The organism is Blastomonas sp. 34TW (genome assembly GCF_059803595.1).
Map to the genome: position 1 here is coordinate 190,306 of NZ_JAPFGW010000003.1, position 17,402 is coordinate 207,707.

The window sequence follows — 17,402 nt, forward strand, 5'->3', positions numbered from 1 at the left end:
GCAAGGGCTAGATAGGGTGGAGAAACTCCCATGAACCTCGAGAAATTTACCGACCGCGCCAAAGGCTTCCTGCAATCGGCGCAGACTGTTGCCATTCGGATGAGCCATCAGCGGATCAGCCCGGAGCATATCCTCAAGGCGCTGCTCGAAGACTCCGAAGGCATGGCCGCGGGCCTGATTGCGCGTGCGGGCGGCAACGCCCCTGCTGCGGTGCAGGAGGTCGATGCCCTGCTCGCCAAGGTGCCTGCCGTCTCGGGTGGTGGCGCGCAACAGACGCCGGGTCTGGACAATGACGCGGTGCGCCTGCTCGACAGCGCCGAACAGGTTGCCAGCAAGGCGGGCGACAGCTTTGTCACCGTCGAGCGGCTGCTGCTCGCCATTGCGCTCGCCAAGGGCACCAAGGCGGGTGACGTGCTGGCCAAGGCGGGCGTGACGCCCGAAGCGCTCAACACCGCGATCAATGATCTGCGCGGCGGCCGCACCGCGACCTCGGCGAGCGCCGAGGAAAGCTATGAGGCGATGAAGAAATACGCTCGCGATCTGACCGCAGTCGCGCGCGAGGGCAAGCTCGACCCGGTGATCGGCCGCGACGAGGAAATCCGCCGCACCGTGCAGATTCTCGCGCGCCGCACCAAGAACAATCCTGTGCTGATCGGCGAACCCGGCGTCGGCAAGACCGCGATCGCCGAAGGCCTCGCGCTGCGCATCGCCAATGGCGACGTGCCCGACAGCCTCAAGGACCGCCGCCTGATGGCGCTCGACATGGGCGCGCTGATCGCGGGCGCAAAATATCGCGGCGAGTTCGAGGAACGGCTCAAGGCCGTGCTCGACGAGGTCAAGGGCGCCGAGGGCGAGATCATCCTGTTCATCGACGAGATGCACACGCTGGTCGGTGCCGGCAAGGGCGAGGGCGCGATGGACGCCTCGAACTTGCTCAAGCCCGCATTGGCGCGCGGCGAACTGCACTGCATCGGCGCGACGACGCTCGACGAATATCAGAAGCATGTCGAAAAGGACCCCGCGCTCCAGCGGCGATTCCAGCCGGTGTTCGTCGGCGAGCCCAATGTCGAGGACACGATCTCGATCCTGCGCGGCCTCAAGGAAAAATACGAACTGCACCATGGCGTGCGCATCACCGACAATGCGCTGGTGGCGGCGGCCACGCTCTCCAACCGCTATATCTCGGACCGCTTCCTGCCCGACAAGGCGATCGACCTGATGGACGAGGCCGCGAGCCGCATCCGCATGGAAGTGGAGAGCAAGCCCGAGGAAATCGAGGCGCTCGACCGGCGGATCATCCAGCTCAAGATCGAGGCTTCGGCGCTGGGCAAGGAAAGCGATGCCGCGTCGAAGGATCGCCTCGCCACGCTGCAGAAGGACCTGGCCGAGCTGGAACAGCAATCGGCCGAGCTGACCACGCGCTGGCAGGGCGAGAAGGACAAGATCCATGCCGAGGCGAAGCTCAAGGAAGAGCTCGACGCTCTGCGCATCGAGCTCGAACAGGCGCAGCGCAATGGCGATCTCGCGCGGGCAGGCGAGCTGTCCTATGGCCGCATTCCCGAACTCGAGCGCAAGCTGGCCGAGGCACAGAGCCAGACGGCGGGTGCGATGCTGCGCGAGGAAGTGACCGAGGACGATATCGCTGCCGTGGTGAGCAAATGGACCGGCATTCCGGTCGATCGGATGCTCGCGGGCGAGCGCGAGAAGCTGCTCGCCATGGAAGAGCATATCGGCAAGCGCGTGATCGGCCAGCAGGCGGCGGTCGAAGCGGTGTCCAAGGCGGTTCGGCGCTCGCGCGCAGGGTTGCAGGACCCCAACCGTCCGCTCGGCAGCTTCCTGTTCCTCGGCCCCACGGGTGTCGGCAAGACCGAACTGACGCGCGCGCTGGCGGGCTTCCTGTTCGACGACGACAATGCGATGGTGCGCATCGACATGAGCGAGTTCATGGAGAAGCACGCGGTCGCACGGCTGATCGGCGCGCCTCCGGGCTATGTCGGCTATGAGGAAGGCGGCGTGCTGACCGAGGCGGTGCGGCGGCGGCCCTATCAGGTCGTGCTGTTCGACGAGGTCGAAAAGGCGCATCCCGATGTGTTCAACGTGCTGCTGCAGGTGCTCGACGACGGCCGGCTGACCGATGGCCAGGGCCGCACGGTCGATTTCTCGAACACGCTGATCATCCTCACCTCGAACTTGGGCAGCCAGTATCTCGCGGGCATGACCGAGGACCAGAAGGTCAAGGATGTCGAGCCGCAGGTGATGGAAGTGGTGCGCGGGCATTTCCGCCCCGAATTCCTCAACCGGCTCGACGAGATCATCCTGTTCCATCGTCTGGGCGAGGAGCATATGGCGCCGATCGTCGACATCCAGGTTGCGCGGGTGGCGAAGCTGCTCAAGGACCGCAAGATCACGATCGACCTGACCGACAGCGCGCGCAAGTGGCTCGGCCGGGTGGGGTACGATCCGGTCTATGGCGCGCGGCCGCTCAAGCGGGCGATCCAGCGCTATCTGCAGGACGCGCTCGCCGACAAGCTGCTGCGCGGCGAGGTGCCCGACGGCTCGACCGTGCACGTCACCGACGGCGACGGGCAACTGGTGCTGACGGTGGGGTGACAAACCTCTCCCTGCCGCTTGCGGGAGGGGTGCCAGCACGGGGGGGGGGGAGCTATGTCATAAGCCTTCCAAACCCCGTCCGCTCAGCCTGAGCCTGTCGAAGGCCTCGCGCGGAGGCTCGCGATATTGCCATATTGCTTTCCGGCGAAAGCCGGAATCCAGGACGCGCGCAGTGCTAGCCCGCCCTTGGACTCCGGCTTTCGCCGGAGAACGGCCGTGTTGCGGGAATGGGACGCGCGGGGCCTTCGAAAGGCTCAGGCTGAGCGGGGTTGGGTGCGTGGCGCCTTTACCTAACTCCCCGCGATCCCCCGCTTCGTCGTCAGATACGTCGCGAAGCTGCCCAGCCAGTGGCTGCCTTCGTAATTCTTGTCGCTCACGGCCTTGAGCCCGCTATCGGCATGCAGCTTCGCGGTCGCGAGCAGCGCAGGCACGCGCGGGTCATCCTTCGGCAGCGCGCTAGCGATCCCCTCCATCGCCCAGGCGCGCGAGAGGTTGACGCCGTCGAGATGGACCAGCTTGCCGTCGGTGGGATCACGCACCTCGCCGGGCGTGAGCCAGCCGGTCGAGCCGTCCGTCGGGATCTGCGGCAGGAACTTGGCCAGCCACGCGGCATATTCGGCCTGCGGCATCACGCGGCGCATCAGGTCGGCCTCCATCAGACAGGGGGAGAGGAAGTCCTCGCCTGAAGGTTCATAGGCGAGCGGGCAATTGACGTCGCTGCGGTGGAACTCGAGCGACTTTGCGACGAGTTGCTTCTCGAACGCATCGTTCTTCACCCGCCGCGCATAATCGAGCATCAGGCCGAAGGCAAAGGCGCTCTGGTTATGCGTGCCCAGCCGGATCGGATAGGCGAGCTTGGGCAGCCAAGCCTCGGTCTCGCCGACGATCTTCTGCTCGAGCGGGCGCAGCGTCTCGCGCCAGGCCTTGAGCTTCGGGTCCTCGCTCTCGTCGAGCTCGGCGACCAGCTGCAGGAACCAGGCAGTGCCATAGGGCCGCTCGAAGCCCTTGCGGCCCTCGCCCTCGATATATTTGAGCTCGGCCGCGATATTCTCCGTGGTGAAGCTGCGATCCAGCGCGGCGAGGATCGCGGGCTTCATCGGCGACTTGGAATCGGTCTTGAGGATGCGCACCAGCAGCCAGTGGCCGTGCACCGACGAATGCCAGTCGAAACAGCCGTAAAAGGCGGGCGTCAGCTCGCGCGGCGGCTTCGCGTCGCCGTCGTCGTTCATCACGTGCGAAATCTTGTTGGGGTATTCCTTGTGCACGCAGGTCAGCGCCAGTCGGGCGAAGCGATCGTTCACCGCATCGGGCCGCGCCTCGGGGATCGCGACGGCTTCTTCCTCGCTCCTCGTTCCGGGCGATCCGCAACCCGCGATCAGCAAAACGCCGGCCAGTGCCAGCCCCGTCCAGTTTCTCAATGCCGTGTCCCTTTCCAGCGTCCTTGAGCGAATACACACCAGAAGCGGGGCCAAGACAAGGATCGCAAGCCACGAAATCGACTGAAAGGATGACCGCGATGGCGGCGCATTTCCTGTCTTGCGGCACTGCACAATAGCTGTCACATCTTATGTCAATGACAGGGGATAAACCGCACTTTGACGAGATGCTGCTGCCCGATGGTTCGGTGCGCGCTCCCTATAGCGAATTTTGCGAATGGTATGGCGCCCAGGATGCATCCCGCCTCCGCACCAAGGCGCGCGATGCGGAGAATTTCTTCCGCCGCACCGGCATCACCTTCGCGGTTTATGGCGAGGAAGAGGCGAGCGAACGGCTGATCCCGTTCGACATCGTGCCGCGCATCATCTCGGGCCGCGAATGGGCGCGCCTCAGCCGCGGCATCGAGCAGCGCGTGCGCGCGATCAACGCGTTCCTGCACGATATCTATCACCGCCAGGAAATCCTGCGCGCGGGCCGTATCCCGGTCGAGCTGATCGCGAAGAACGAGGCGTTTCTGCCGCAGATGATCGGCATGGACCCGCCCGGCGGCATCTACACGCATATCATTGGCGTCGATATCGTCCGCACCGGGCCCGACCAGTTCTATGTGCTCGAGGACAATGCACGCACCCCGTCGGGCGTATCGTACATGCTCGAAAATCGCGAGACGATGCTGCACATGTTCCCGGAGCTGTTCCGCAAGGTGCGGGTGCGCGAGGTGTCGGACTATCCGCGCAAGCTGCGCCGCTCGCTCGCCGCCAGCGCGCCACGCGCATGCAACGGCCCGCCCGAGATCGCGGTGCTCACGCCCGGCATCCACAACAGCGCCTATTTCGAGCACAGCTTCCTCGCCGACCAGATGGGGGCGGAACTGGTCGAGGGGCATGACCTGCGCGTGGTCGATGGCCGGGTGGCGATGCGCACGACGCAGGGTTATCGCGCGATCGATGTGCTCTATCGCCGCGTCGATGACGATTTTCTCGATCCGCTCACCTTCCGCCCCGATTCCGCGCTCGGCGTTCCGGGCATCATGGACGTGTACCGTGCAGGCGGCATCACCATCGCCAATGCGCCCGGCACCGGGATTTCGGACGACAAGGCGATCTACAGCTACATGCCCGAAATCGTCGAATTCTATACCGGCGAAAAGGCGATCCTCGAGAACGTGCCGACCTGGCGCTGCTCGGAAACGGATTCGCTCGCCTATGTGATGGAGCATCTGCACGAACTGGTGGTCAAAGAAGTCCACGGATCGGGCGGCTACGGCATGCTGGTCGGACCGGCGGCGAGCCGCAAGGAAATCGCTGCCTTCCGTGCAAAACTCAAGGCGCGGCCTGGTAATTATATCGCGCAGCCGACGCTCTCGCTATCGACCGTGCCGATCATGACGCGCCAGGGGCTCGCCCCGCGCCATGTGGACCTGAGGCCCTTCGTGCTCGTCTCGCCCAATGGCATCGACATCACGCCCGGCGGGCTGACGCGCGTCGCGCTCAAGAAAGGATCGCTGGTGGTCAATTCGAGCCAGGGCGGCGGCACCAAGGACAGCTGGGTGCTCGACGAATGACCGCCGGTGCCAAGATCAAGGAGGCGCGCTGATGCTGGGCAAGACCGCAGGCGGCCTGTTCTGGATGCAGCGCTATCTCGAGCGCAGCGAGAATATCGCGCGGCTGGTCGACGCCGGTTTCCGCATCGCATTGACGCGATCGGAAGCCGCCGAGGACGAATGGGCCTCGGTGCTGACCACGGCCGGCGTGCGTCAGGCCTATGCCCAGCGTTACGACAAGGTCGATGGCTCGAGCGTCATCAACTTCCTGTTGCGCGACAAGACCAATCCGTCGAGCGTGCTGTCGGTGATCGAGGCGGCGCGCAACAACGCCCGGCTGGTGCGCACCGCGCTGACCCGTGAGGTGTGGGAGGCGACCAACGAATGCTGGATGACGCTGAAAGAGGCGCTGCGCACCCAGATTTCGGATAACGAGCTGCCCGATGTGCTCAGCCTCATCCGCCAGCAGAGTGCGCAGGTGCGCGGTGCGCAGAGCGGCACGATGATGCGCAACGACATCTATTTCTTCGCGCAATTGGGCACGTTCGTCGAGCGTGCGGACAGCACCGCACGCATCCTCGACGTCAAATATTACGTGCTGCTGCCGTCGCTGTCCTATGTCGGGTCGAGCCTCGACAATGTGCAATGGGAGACGATCCTGCGCTCGGTCTCGGCCTATCGGGCGTTCCGCTGGCTGAACCCTGGCGAGACGAACCCGCGCAACATCGCGCAGTTCATGATCCTCGACCAGGTGATGCCGCGCTCGCTGTCCTTCTGTGCCAGCCGGATGGCGAGCGCGCTCGAAGCGATCGCGCGCGAATATGGCGGGGCAGGCGACAGCTTCCACCAGGCCGCAGGGCTCAGCCAGGAACTGGCCAACACCAATATCGACATGATCGTCGATAATGGGCTGCACCAGTTCATCCAGGATTTCATCAAGCGCAACAACAGCATCTCGGCGCAGATCGAGCAGGAATTCCGCTTCTATCATTGAGGCGGGGCGGAATTTTACAGGGGTTACGGGTCACTCATGCGGCTGCACATCGTCCATCGGACAAGCTATCATTACGACACGCCGATGCCCTATGCGTTGCAGCGGCTGCGCATGATCCCCAAGGATTCGCACGGGCAGAAGGTGATCCGCTGGACGACCAATGTCGATGGCGGCACCAAGCAGGTCGAATTCTACGATCACCACAACAACCATGTCGAGCTGTTCAGCTTCGATCCCGACCAGCATGAGATCATCATCCAGTGCGAGGGCGAGGTCGAGACCAGCGATCATGCCGGGATGGTCGGCCAGCATATCGGCTCGGCGCCGCTCTGGTATTTCAAGCGGGAGACCCCGTTCACCAGGCCGGGCCCCGCGATCCGCAAGCTGCTGCGCCAGTTCGAGGACCCCGGCACCAGCAGCGGCGATGCGCCGCGGCTACACGCGCTGTCGGCACTGGTGCGCGGTGCGGTGGCCTATCAGGTCGGGCAGACCGGCGTTACCACGACTGCGGAAGAGGCGCTGAACGCCGGGCACGGCGTGTGCCAGGACCATGCGCATCTGTTCATCACGCTCGCGCGCATGCTGGGCTATCCGGCGCGCTATGTCAGCGGCTATCTGCTGATGAACGACCGGGTCGATCAGGATGCCGGGCACGGCTGGGCAGAGGTTCATGCGCATGGCCTCGGCTGGGTCGGGTTCGATGTCTCCAACGGCTATTCGCCCGACGAGCGTTATGTCCGCGTCGCGACCGGGCTCGATTATCGCGAGGCCGCGCCGATCGCGGGCATTACCTTCGGGCGCGGCAACGAGGCGATGACGGTGACGCTGCAGGTGCAGCAGGTCCAGCAGTAGAACCACTACTGTGCTTGGCCCATCACCCCCGCGAAGGCGGAGGTCCTGCTATTTTCATCGGCAAGGCAACAGAAGCGGGATTCCCGCGTTCGCGGGAATGACGGTGTTGATGGCGCAGCGGGCAGCGCAACCCGACTTTTCCACAAAGCCCATTGCCGCTTGACCGATTGTTGCGCTTAACGCCTTATGCGCGTCATGCGAATGAAGGGGGAGGACGCTCCTATGACATATTGCGTCGGGATGCGCCTGGACAAGGGGCTGGTGTTCATGTCGGACACCCGGACGAACTCGGGCGTCGACAATATCAGCACGTTCAAGAAGATGTTCACCTGGGAAAAGCCGGGCGATCGCTACATAACACTGATGACGGCGGGCAATCTTGCGACCACTCAGGGTGTGATCAGCGTGCTCGAGGAACGGACCAAGGCTCCAGCCGAGCGCAAGCCTTCGATCATGGAAGCGCCGACCATGTTCCAGGTCGCGCGGATCATCGGCGAGACGTTGCGCGACGAGATTGCGCGGACGCGCGCGATTGCGGGAGAAAGCGCGTCTTCCACGTTCAGTGCCTCGATCATCGTGGGCGGCCAGATCAACGGCATGGAGCCCAAGCTGTTCATGATCTACCCCGAGGGCAATTTCATCGAGGCGGGCGACGACACGCCCTTCTTCCAGATCGGCGAGACCAAATACGGGCGCCCCATTCTGGTGCGCGCTTATGATCGCGACATGTCGTTTCATGACGCGATCAAGCTGCTGATGGTGTCGTTCGATTCGACGATCAAGGCAAACCTGTCGGTGGCGCTGCCGCTCGATCTGCAGATCTATGCCGCCAACAGCTTTGCCGGGCGCAACCGGCGCATTCAGGCGAGCGATCCCTATTACAACCTGATCGCCGACCAGTGGAGCGATGCCCTGAAGAGCGCGTTCCACTCACTGCCCGATTATACCGGGTGATGCCGCTTGCGCCCGCTGGGGCTGCGCCCTAATTTGGGGCCATGAAAACCAAGACGCGCAACATCCTCATTTTTCTGGGCCTCACGACAGCGGTTGTCGGGGGTGCCGGCTGGTATTTCCTGAGCGGTGACAAGGCGCAGCTCGATATCGCCGAGGTCAGCGGCCCGTCGCCGGAAATCACCGCGCCGCGCAAGGAAATCTTCCCGACGATCAACGTTGCCGATGTGAAGCCCTGGGGCCCGAACGAAGCCCCCAAGGCGGCCGAAGGGCTGCAGGTGGCGCGTTTTGCCGATGGGCTCGATCATCCGCGATCGATGCTGGTGCTGCCCAATGGCGATGTGCTGGTCGCCGAAACCAACAGCCCGCCGCGCGAAAATCCCGGCATCGAAGGCATGGTGATGCGCCTGCTGATGAACAAGGCGGGCGCGGGCGTCAAATCGGCCAACCGCATCTCGCTGCTGCGCGACAGCGATGGCGACGGCAAGGCCGAGACCAAGACGCCGTTTCTCGAAGGACTGAACTCGCCTTATGGCATGGTGCTGATCGGCGACACGCTCTATGTCGCGAACACCGACGCAGTCATGGCCTTTCCCTATTCCGAAGGGCAGACGAAGATCACCGCCAAGGGGCGCAAGGTGCTGAGCCTGCCCGCGCAGAAGCCCAACAACCACTGGACGCGCAACCTAATCGCCAATGAAGATGGCACCAAGCTCTATGTGGCGATCGGCTCAGCGTCGAACGTCGCCGAAAAGGGGCTCGAGGTCGAGAAGGGCCGCGCGCGGATCATCGAACTCGACCTCGCGACCGGCAAGAAGCGCGACTTTGCGGTCGGTCTGCGCAACCCGGTCGGCATGGCGTGGGAGCCCAATTCGGACGCGCTTTGGACGGTGGTCAACGAACGCGACATGCTGGGATCGGACCTCGTCCCTGACTACCTCACCAAGGTGGAAGCCGGCATGCATTTTGGCTGGCCGTGGAATTACTGGGGTGGTTACGAGGATTTCCGCGTCGAGCCGCGCCGTCCCGAGCTGCGCGAATATACCCGGCGTCCCGATTACGCGCTCGGCACGCATGTCGCGCCGCTGGGCCTGACCTTTGCGAGCAAGGCGGCCCTGGGTACCGGCTTTGCCAATGGCGCGTTCGTTGCGTTGCACGGATCGTGGAACCGCAAGCCCGCCTCGGGCTACAAGGTGGTGTTCGTTCCGTTCGGAGAGAACGGTCGCCCCGCAGTCACGCGCGATGCCAAGGGCAAGGTCATCAGCGGGTTGCCGGTCAACATACTCTCGGGCTTCCTGACCAAGAGCGGCGATGCCAAGGGCCGCCCGACCGATGTCACAATCGACAGCAAGGGCGCGCTGCTGGTCACCGATGACGTCTCGGGCATCGTCTGGCGGGTAAGCAACCCGCAGGTCAAAGCAAGGCCGGTCGAGACCGCGATGCGCTGAGCTTCGTTGGCGATCGCTTCCCAAAGCCCTCCTCCTTGATGGGGGAGGGTGGGGTGGGGGTGATCGCGCCGGATCAGGCAGCCAATGAGCCATCGAACCCAATCATTTAAACGCACCATCACCCCCACCGCTGCGACATAGGCTGCAAGCAGCCAAGTCTCCGCAGCCTCCCCCATCAAGGGGGAGGAGATATTTCTGACACTCCCTCTCGCTCCTGCAGCGAGCATGAGAATTGGGCGTGAAAAGCAGGAACGTGCGCCCATCTCCCGCGTAAATCCTGCATGACCGATACAAACGAAAATACCTCGCCCGCGCCCGATCAGGTGCGCCTGGCGGAGAAGGCGCTCAAGCTGAAAGAGCAGGATGCGCAGCGCGACGATCCGGAATATCTGGATCGCCAGACCGATACCGCACATCAGGGCCGCATCGACGGCCCAAGCGATCACGACCCGCCGATGGGCGCTCTCGACGCCGAAGGCCATCGCCCGGTTCTCGAACGTTCCAGAAAGGTCCGCTGATCCATGCATATCCAGTTCAACACCGACAATCGCATTACCGGCGATGAAGCGCTGGCGGCCCAGGCCGAAGAAATCATCCAGTCGCGGCTGAACCGCTTTTCGGGTCGCCTGTCGCGCGTCGAGGTCCATCTCGCCGACGTGAACGGCCCCAAGGGCGGCAGCGACGATATCGTCTGCACGCTCGAGGCGCGGCCAGAGGGCGGCAAACCGGTGACGGTCAAGGGCAATGCGGGGCAGGTCGAGAGCGCGATCCGCGACGCCTCGGACAAGATGCAGGCGCTGCTCGATACGCATTTCGGCAAGTTGCGCACGCACTGATTGCCATAAATTCCAACGAAAAAGGCCCGCTGTCACGGCAATGACAGCGGGCCTTTCTTGTGTCAGACCAACGCGCTTACCAGATGCGGATGCGCTGTTCCGGCGGCAGGTAGAGCGCGTCACCTGGCTTGACGTTGAACGCCTTGTACCATTCGTCGAAATTGCGAACGGTGCCGTTGGCGCGATAGTTGGGCGGCGAGTGCGGATCGGTGTTGAGCTGCTGGCGCAGATATTCGTCGCGCGACTTGTTCCGCCATACTTGCGCCCAGGCCATGAAGAATCGCTGGTCGCCGGTCAGCCCGTCGATCACCTTGTCTTCCTTGCCGTTGAGGTGGATCTTGTATGCGCGATAGGCCATCGAGAGCCCGCCGACATCGCCGATATTCTCGCCGAGCGTCAGCGCGCCGTTGACGCAGGTCTTGCCATCGTCGAGCGGGCAAAGCGCGCTGTACTGGGCGACGAGCGCGCTGGTCAGCTTCTTGAAATTGGCCTGATCTTCGGGCGTCCACCAATCGCGCAGCACGCCGTCGCCATCAGACTTGGAACCCTGGTCGTCAAAGCCATGGCCCATTTCATGGCCAATGACACCGCCAATCGCGCCGTAATTCACCGCCGGGTCCGCCGACAGGTTGAAGAAGGGCGGCTGCAGGATCGCCGCGGGGAAGACGATCTCGTTGCGCGGCGGCGAATAATAGGCGTTCACCGTCTGCGGCAGCATGAACCATTCGGTCTTGTCGATCGGCTTGCCGAGCTTGGACAGATTGTCTCGATAGGCCCAGGTGCCCGCCGCGATCGCATTGTCGAGCGCCTTGCCCGGCATGATCGTCAGCGTGTCATAGGTTTCGAACTTTTCGGTATAGCCGATCTTGGGGGTGAACTTGGCGAGCTTCTGCCGCGCCTCGACCTTGGTCGCCTCGCCCATCCACTTGATGTCGTTGAGATTGGCGGCCATCGCCTTGCGGAGGTTGCCGACCAGCTCGTCCATCGCGGCCTTGTTTTCCGCCGGGAAATAGCGGTCCGCATAGATCTTGCCGACGATCTCGCCCATCGATCCCTCGACCGCGGCGACGCCGCGCTGCCAGCGCTCGCGCTGCTGCTTCTGGCCGCCGAGCACGGTGCCGTAGAACGCGAAATTGGCGGCATCGATGTCCGAAGGCAGCACGCTGGCAGCGTTCGAAAGGAAGCCGGCTGCCAGCCAGGCCTGCCAGGCCTCGATCGGCGCGGTGTTGGCGAGCTTGAACAGGCCGGGAATGCCGCTGCCCAGCTTCGCCACCTGTTCGGGGGTCAGCTTCTCCGTCGCGATTTCTTCGGCGGTCGGGCTGAGCTGGCGCACGACATATTCCTGCTGTCCATCGACACCCACGGTCTTGATGAAGGTCTCGACCGGGAAGCCGTTGCCCAGCGCGAGCATTTCGGCCTTGCTCAGCTTGTTATAGGTGATGTTGCGGTTGCGGCCGATGGCGCGGTCCCAATGCTCGGTCGCGATCGCCTTTTCGAGGTCATAGACCATCTGCGCCGCCTTGGCCGGGTCGGCATAGCCTGCCTTGCCGAGCAGGAAGGTCAGATACTGCATATAGGCGGCGCGGACCTTGAGGTTCGCCTCGCTGTCGACGAGATAATAGTCGCGGTCGGGCATGCCGAGGCCCGCCTGGGTGACCTGGAAGATATACTTGTCGGTCTGCTTGGAATCGATGTCGACGAAACCGGCCACCGGGCTGCGGAAGCCGGGCGTGCCGAACAGCTTGGCCAGATCCTCGCGGGTCTTCACCGCCTTGATCTTGTCGAGATAGGGCTGGGCAGGGGCAAGGCCGGCAGCATCGATCGCGGCGGTATCGAGATAGGCGTTGTAGAACGCGGCGACCTTGCCGGCTCCGGTGTCGATCGCGGGCTTGGTCGCCGCGAGCTCGTCGATGATCTTGCGCACGCGCTGCTCGGACTTTTCGGCGAGCAGGGTGAAGGCACCATAGCGCGCGCGGTCGGCCGGGATCTCGAACGTGTCGAGCCACTTGCCGTTGACATAGGCGTAGAAATCGTCGCCCGGCTTGACCGCGGGGTTCATCAGCGTCGTGTCGACGCCCCAGGTGCCCCAGAAATCGCGCGCGGTGGTGGTGATGCCTTCCGCATCGGTGGTGCCGCCGCTGGCGGTATCGCCCGCGGCTTCGGCCTCGATCAGCGTATCGATATCGCCCGGCTGGGCATCGTGCTCATGCGCCTGGGCGGGTGCCGCCGCGAGTGCGACCAGCGCAGCGGACGCAAGCAGGAAATTCTTGACCATTTTAGCTCCCCGGATGGTGTCTGAAGGCCCGGACATACGGGCGCTTGCCATCGACCCGCAGCGTGCGGGAGGCGATGATGGTTTCAAACGTAATCTGACCCCCCAGGGGCTGCAAAGCTTTTCGGCAGGCGGTCGTTTGTCGTCGACAAACGGCTTGGACGATCAGACCGACAGCGTGGCGTCCGCAGGGCTCCAGCGCGACCAGCCGGGCTCGGCCAGGACCTTGCGGCCCGGCAGCACGCTGCGGCTTTCGGTTCCGGCAAGGTCAAGCGTATGTTCGCGGATGGTGCGCATCGCATGCCAGTTCGACGTCGCACGATCCTGGGTCAGGTTCACGGTCATGTAGCCGCGGCTGCTGGTATCGGCCCATTTGAGCTGCGGGTTGCCGCGGATGAGTGCGCCCGCGACATCCTTGGGCGATACCGTCGGCGCATAGGTCTCGAAGCCCGGCGAGCTGACCGAATGGCCGGCGAATTCGACGCCCGCCGGCTTGCCATCGGCGGCCAGATCGAAGCCCCAGGCGTTGTGGCTGTCGCCCGACAGCACGACCAGATCGGCATCCGCGGCCTGGGCCGACTTGAGCAGCGCCTCGCGCTGGACCGGATAGCCGTCCCAGGCGTCCATGTTGAACGGCAGCCCCGCCTTGCTCGCGGCGAGGCCGGCGGCCGAGCGGGTGCGCACGATCTCGGGCGCATCCTTTGGCACCCAATCGGCGGTTTCCATCGGCAGCTTCATCGACCCCATCACGCATTGCTGCGCCCAGACCTGCCAGCGCGTGCCCGATGCCTTCGATGCCTTGAACTGCTCGCCCAGCCAGCGCGCCTGGTCGTCGCCCAGCATGTGGCGGCTCGGGTCCATCCAGGTCTCGTCGCGGAATTTCGCCAGCGCCTTGGCCAGATCGCCGCCACCGGCAAAGGCCTCGGCCAGCTCGGCGGGCTTGTCGCGGCCCGACAGGCGGCTTTCGGTGCGGATGATCGTCGCGAGATTGCCGATCTGATAGCTGGTCCACAGCGTATCGGCGGGGCTGAGGTCGGCCACCGGCATCCATTCGCGATAGACCTGCTCGGCAATGCGGCGGCGGGTGGCATAGTCGCCCTCGACCCCGTCCTGATGGTTCTGCGCGCCACCCTTCCAGGCGTCGTTGGCAATCTCGTGATCGTCCCACATTGCGATCATCGGCACGCTCTGGTGCAGCGCCTGCAGATCGGGATCGAGCCTGTAGCTGGCATAGCGCAGGCGATAGTCGGCGAGCGTGATCATCTCGTGATCGGGCTGGACCAGACGACCGGCCAGCGCCTGCGTGCGCGTCGGGTACACGTCCGGGCCATATTCGTAGATATAATCGCCCAGGTGCAGCGCGAGGTCGATATCCTTGCGCGCAGCCGCATGGCCATAGGCGTTGAACCAGCCGAAGGGCAGGTTGGAGCAGGAAAAGACGCCAAGATTGAACGCCTGCGTTTCGCCCTTCGGCAAGGTGCGCGTGCGGCCCACGGGCGACTTGGATCCGTCTGCGGCCACGAAGCGGTAATAATACCAGCTGCCGGGCTTGAGGCCGCGCACCGTGATCTTGGCGATATGATCGCGCGCGCCGCTGGCCGTCACCGATCCGCCGCCGACAACCTTCGCAAAATCAGACGTCGCGGAGAGCTCGGCGGTGAGGCGCGCGTCATTGTCTGCGACATAGCGCGTCCACAGCAGCACCGAATCGGCGGAGGGCTCGCCGCTCGCCACGCCATGGGTGAAGCCGCGGGCCGATGCAAAGGCGAGCGCTGCGCCGGGCAGCGAAAGCGCCGCAAGCCCGAAGGTTCCGGCCTTGAGCAGCAGTCGGCGATCGATCGTCATGGTCATGGGCAGGCCCCTCTCGTGTTGTGTTTGCGTCCATCGGACAGCGCGGGCGCCTTTTGGTCAAGGGACATTGCGGGCGTGTGACAATCGTCCAGTCCGTGAAAATTACAGAAATATGACATTAAGGAGTAATTTATGTGACATTCATATTGCCATGGGTGTCACATAAGCGTAGCATTTCACTCGTCACACACGGAAAGGATATGCTGACATGAACACCAAAGTTATCACATTCGCGGCGCTGGCCGCCCTCGGTATGGCTGCTCCGGCGATTGCCCAGCCTGTGCAGAACCGGGCGGCGGCGAACGAAATCGGCTATGAGAGCGGCTCGCTCGGCTATGCCGCGCTGCTCAAGGGCAATTATCCGGTCGCGCTCGAACAGATGCAGGCGGCCGAGCAACAGGTTTCTCCTTCCGCCCGGCGCGATCCCGCCCGGCTGATCAACATGGGTCTGGCCTATGCCAAGATGGGCGATCTCGCCCAGGCGCGCAGCCATTATCAGGCCGCGATCGATGCCGAGCGCTCGTTCGACGTGATCCTGTCCGATGGGCGGGTGATGGACAGCCGCGTCGCTGCACGGCACGCGCTGCGTCGTCTCGACCAGGGCTATGCCAGCCGCTGATCGCGCTCCGCCCATCAGGGGCTGACAGAACCGACCCGGCCGGAGACAATCCGGTCGGGTCTTGTCTTGTGGATGAGCCAATGTGACACATTGGCCACGCAAGGCACGCATAATCGCTTCATCTGCACGCCGCCCGTGCGCGCGGCAATTGTTTGCAATGCCCTGTCCGCCGCTCAGGCCATTGGCCTAACGCGCCGAAAACCAAGAGTTTTGTCACTCGGGCGCGGCGTTTGTCGCACAATTTTCACATAAGACTCCAAAGAGTCATATTCCTGTCGCTGCTCTGTCATGGAAATGGCCCCGCCGGGTCATCATGGCTGCCTATCTGCCGCCCCGAACGGTGTTCCAGGGGGTGGAATCAGCTCATCTCCGCTCGTTCCTCAAAAGGCTGACAGCGATCGCTGTCCTGATTTGCGGAGATTCCAAGATGCTTAATGCACGTGTTCGTTCGGTCCTGATGGTTTCGGTGGCCGCGCTCGCGGTTTCGGCCTGCGGTGCTGATGATGTCGCCTCGCCCGGCGAAGGCACCATCGTCGTTCCCGCCCCCGCTCCGGCACCTGCCCCGGCTCCGACTCCGACGCCGACCCCGACGCCGACCCCCACCGGCCCGGCTGCCGACTGCCCCAATGGCACCGCCAATGTCGGCACCATCACCACCGGCGGCGGCGCGGTCGTCCGCAACTGCCAGCTTTCGGGCACCATCACCACCAACCTGGTGATCCCGCGTCGCGCCGGCACCATCTATTCGCTATCGGGCCGCGTCCAGGTCGGCATCGATGTTGGCCCCACCGCCAGCACCGGCACCCCCGCCATTCTGACCATCGAGCCGGGCGTGACCTTCTTCGGTTCGTCGGGCGCCGACTTCCTGCTGGTCAATCGCGGCTCGCAGCTGTTCGCCGAAGGCACCGCCGATCGTCCGATCATCTTCACCGCGCGTGACAACATCACCGGAACCGCAACGGCCAATTCCAAGGGCCTGTGGGGCGGTGTCGTGATCCTCGGCCGTGCGCCGCTGTCCGACTGCGCCACCGGTTCGCCGACCAACCCCGGCGGCACCCGCACCGATTGCTCGGGTGTGGTGGAAGGTACCAACGCCAACTATGGCGGCGCGGTGCCGACCGACAATAGCGGCCGCATCGCCTTCTTCCAGGTCCGCTATTCGGGCTTCGAGGTCCAGCCGGGCAACGAGCTCAACGGCATCACGCTGGCAGGCGTCGGCTCGGGCACCTTCTTCCAGAACGTGCAGGTCTATAACAGCTCGGACGACGGCATCGAATGGTTCGGCGGACGCGTCAACGGCCGCAACCTGGTCGGGCTGGGCAATGACGACGACACGTTCGACATGGACCTCGGCTACAAGGGCTTCAACCAGTTCCTGCTCGGCATCCAGACCGCCAGCGCCAACCACGTGATCGAAGGCGATTCGAACGGCAACGAGCAGGCCGAGCCGCGCACCGCCTGGTCGATGTCGAACGCGACCTTCGTATCGACCCAGACCACGGCTGACGAAGCCGCGATCCTGCTGCGTGGCGGCATGGACTTTGCCGCGTTCAACAGCGTCATTACCGGTCCCGGCTGGTGTCTCGATGTCGACTCGGCCGTGACCGTGCAGCCAACCGGCACCGCGGGCGCAGGCGACGAAGCTGGTCCGCCGCGCTTCGAATCGGTGTTCCTCAGCTGCCCCAACGCCTTTACCGACGATGGCAACGTCACCGTCGCGGCGATCCAGGCGCTGTTCACCGGTGGCACCAACAACACCACCAACGGCACCTCGACGCTGTCGGGCATCTTCATCAACGGCGCGAACGAAACCGCGCGTCCGGTGTTCAACGTGACCGCGATCAACAGCTTCTACACCGCCGTCACCTATATCGGTGCGGTGCGCGATGCGGCTGACACGCGCTTCCAGGGCTGGACCTGCGGCCTCTACAGCTCGACCCCGGCTTGCACCGCTGTGCCGAGCATTCCGACCACCTGATAGCGATCCGC

The 17,402-nt window shown here is 64.0% G+C and carries 13 protein-coding genes; 10 read left to right on the forward strand and 3 right to left on the reverse strand.

The window, feature by feature from the left end; translation table 11 throughout:
* Nucleotides 1–30: 30 nt before the first annotated feature.
* Nucleotides 31–2,610, forward strand: a complete 2,580-nt coding sequence (gene clpB, locus OPU69_RS06075; protein WP_498509780.1) for an ATP-dependent chaperone ClpB — start codon at nucleotides 31–33, stop codon at nucleotides 2,608–2,610.
* A gap of 290 nt (nucleotides 2,611–2,900) precedes the next feature.
* Here the strand turns inward: clpB and OPU69_RS06080 are convergent, their stop codons facing one another.
* Nucleotides 2,901–4,028 (reverse strand): DUF2891 domain-containing protein, encoded by a 1,128-nt coding sequence (locus OPU69_RS06080; RefSeq protein WP_498509782.1) that lies wholly within the window; start codon nucleotides 4,026–4,028, stop codon nucleotides 2,901–2,903.
* Nucleotides 4,029–4,183: 155 nt separating this feature from the next.
* Here OPU69_RS06080 and OPU69_RS06085 point away from each other — a divergent pair, with 155 nt between their 5' ends.
* The 7 genes from OPU69_RS06085 (at nucleotide 4,184) to OPU69_RS06115 (ending at nucleotide 10,671) form a co-directional block, all read left to right on the forward strand.
* Nucleotides 4,184–5,611, forward strand: coding sequence for a circularly permuted type 2 ATP-grasp protein (locus OPU69_RS06085; RefSeq protein ID WP_498509784.1), 1,428 nt, complete (start codon nucleotides 4,184–4,186; stop codon nucleotides 5,609–5,611).
* 31 nt (nucleotides 5,612–5,642) lie between these two features.
* Complete coding sequence (locus tag OPU69_RS06090) at nucleotides 5,643–6,584, forward strand: alpha-E domain-containing protein (protein WP_498509786.1); 942 nt, start codon at nucleotides 5,643–5,645, stop codon at nucleotides 6,582–6,584.
* A gap of 36 nt (nucleotides 6,585–6,620) precedes the next feature.
* On the forward strand, nucleotides 6,621–7,436 hold the full coding sequence (locus tag OPU69_RS06095; RefSeq protein ID WP_498509788.1) for a transglutaminase family protein: 816 nt from the start codon (nucleotides 6,621–6,623) through the stop codon (nucleotides 7,434–7,436).
* Between the two features lie 222 nt (nucleotides 7,437–7,658).
* Nucleotides 7,659–8,390 (forward strand): proteasome-type protease, encoded by a 732-nt coding sequence (locus OPU69_RS06100; protein WP_060978739.1) that lies wholly within the window; start codon nucleotides 7,659–7,661, stop codon nucleotides 8,388–8,390.
* A 41-nt stretch (nucleotides 8,391–8,431) separates the two neighbouring features.
* On the forward strand, nucleotides 8,432–9,835 hold the full coding sequence (locus tag OPU69_RS06105) for a PQQ-dependent sugar dehydrogenase (RefSeq protein WP_060978738.1): 1,404 nt from the start codon (nucleotides 8,432–8,434) through the stop codon (nucleotides 9,833–9,835).
* 281 nt (nucleotides 9,836–10,116) lie between these two features.
* Nucleotides 10,117–10,353 (forward strand): hypothetical protein, encoded by a 237-nt coding sequence (locus OPU69_RS06110; RefSeq protein ID WP_060978737.1) that lies wholly within the window; start codon nucleotides 10,117–10,119, stop codon nucleotides 10,351–10,353.
* Nucleotides 10,354–10,356: 3 nt separating this feature from the next.
* On the forward strand, nucleotides 10,357–10,671 hold the full coding sequence (locus tag OPU69_RS06115; RefSeq protein ID WP_060978736.1) for an HPF/RaiA family ribosome-associated protein: 315 nt from the start codon (nucleotides 10,357–10,359) through the stop codon (nucleotides 10,669–10,671).
* A 76-nt stretch (nucleotides 10,672–10,747) separates the two neighbouring features.
* Here the strand turns inward: OPU69_RS06115 and OPU69_RS06120 are convergent, their stop codons facing one another.
* Both OPU69_RS06120 and OPU69_RS06125 read right to left on the reverse strand, forming a co-directional pair.
* Complete coding sequence (locus OPU69_RS06120; RefSeq protein ID WP_060978735.1) at nucleotides 10,748–12,946, reverse strand: M13 family metallopeptidase; 2,199 nt, start codon at nucleotides 12,944–12,946, stop codon at nucleotides 10,748–10,750.
* Between the two features lie 162 nt (nucleotides 12,947–13,108).
* Complete coding sequence (locus OPU69_RS06125; protein WP_498509791.1) at nucleotides 13,109–14,794, reverse strand: alkaline phosphatase D family protein; 1,686 nt, start codon at nucleotides 14,792–14,794, stop codon at nucleotides 13,109–13,111.
* Between the two features lie 208 nt (nucleotides 14,795–15,002).
* Here OPU69_RS06125 and OPU69_RS06130 point away from each other — a divergent pair, with 208 nt between their 5' ends.
* Together OPU69_RS06130 and OPU69_RS06135 are read left to right on the forward strand one after the other, a co-directional pair.
* Complete coding sequence (locus OPU69_RS06130) at nucleotides 15,003–15,413, forward strand: tetratricopeptide repeat protein (RefSeq protein WP_060978733.1); 411 nt, start codon at nucleotides 15,003–15,005, stop codon at nucleotides 15,411–15,413.
* 427 nt (nucleotides 15,414–15,840) lie between these two features.
* Nucleotides 15,841–17,391 carry a beta-helix domain-containing protein gene (locus OPU69_RS06135; protein ID WP_498509794.1) on the forward strand — a complete coding sequence of 517 codons (1,551 nt, stop codon included), beginning with the start codon at nucleotides 15,841–15,843 and terminating at the stop codon, nucleotides 17,389–17,391.
* The last annotated feature ends 11 nt before the right edge of the window (nucleotides 17,392–17,402 follow it).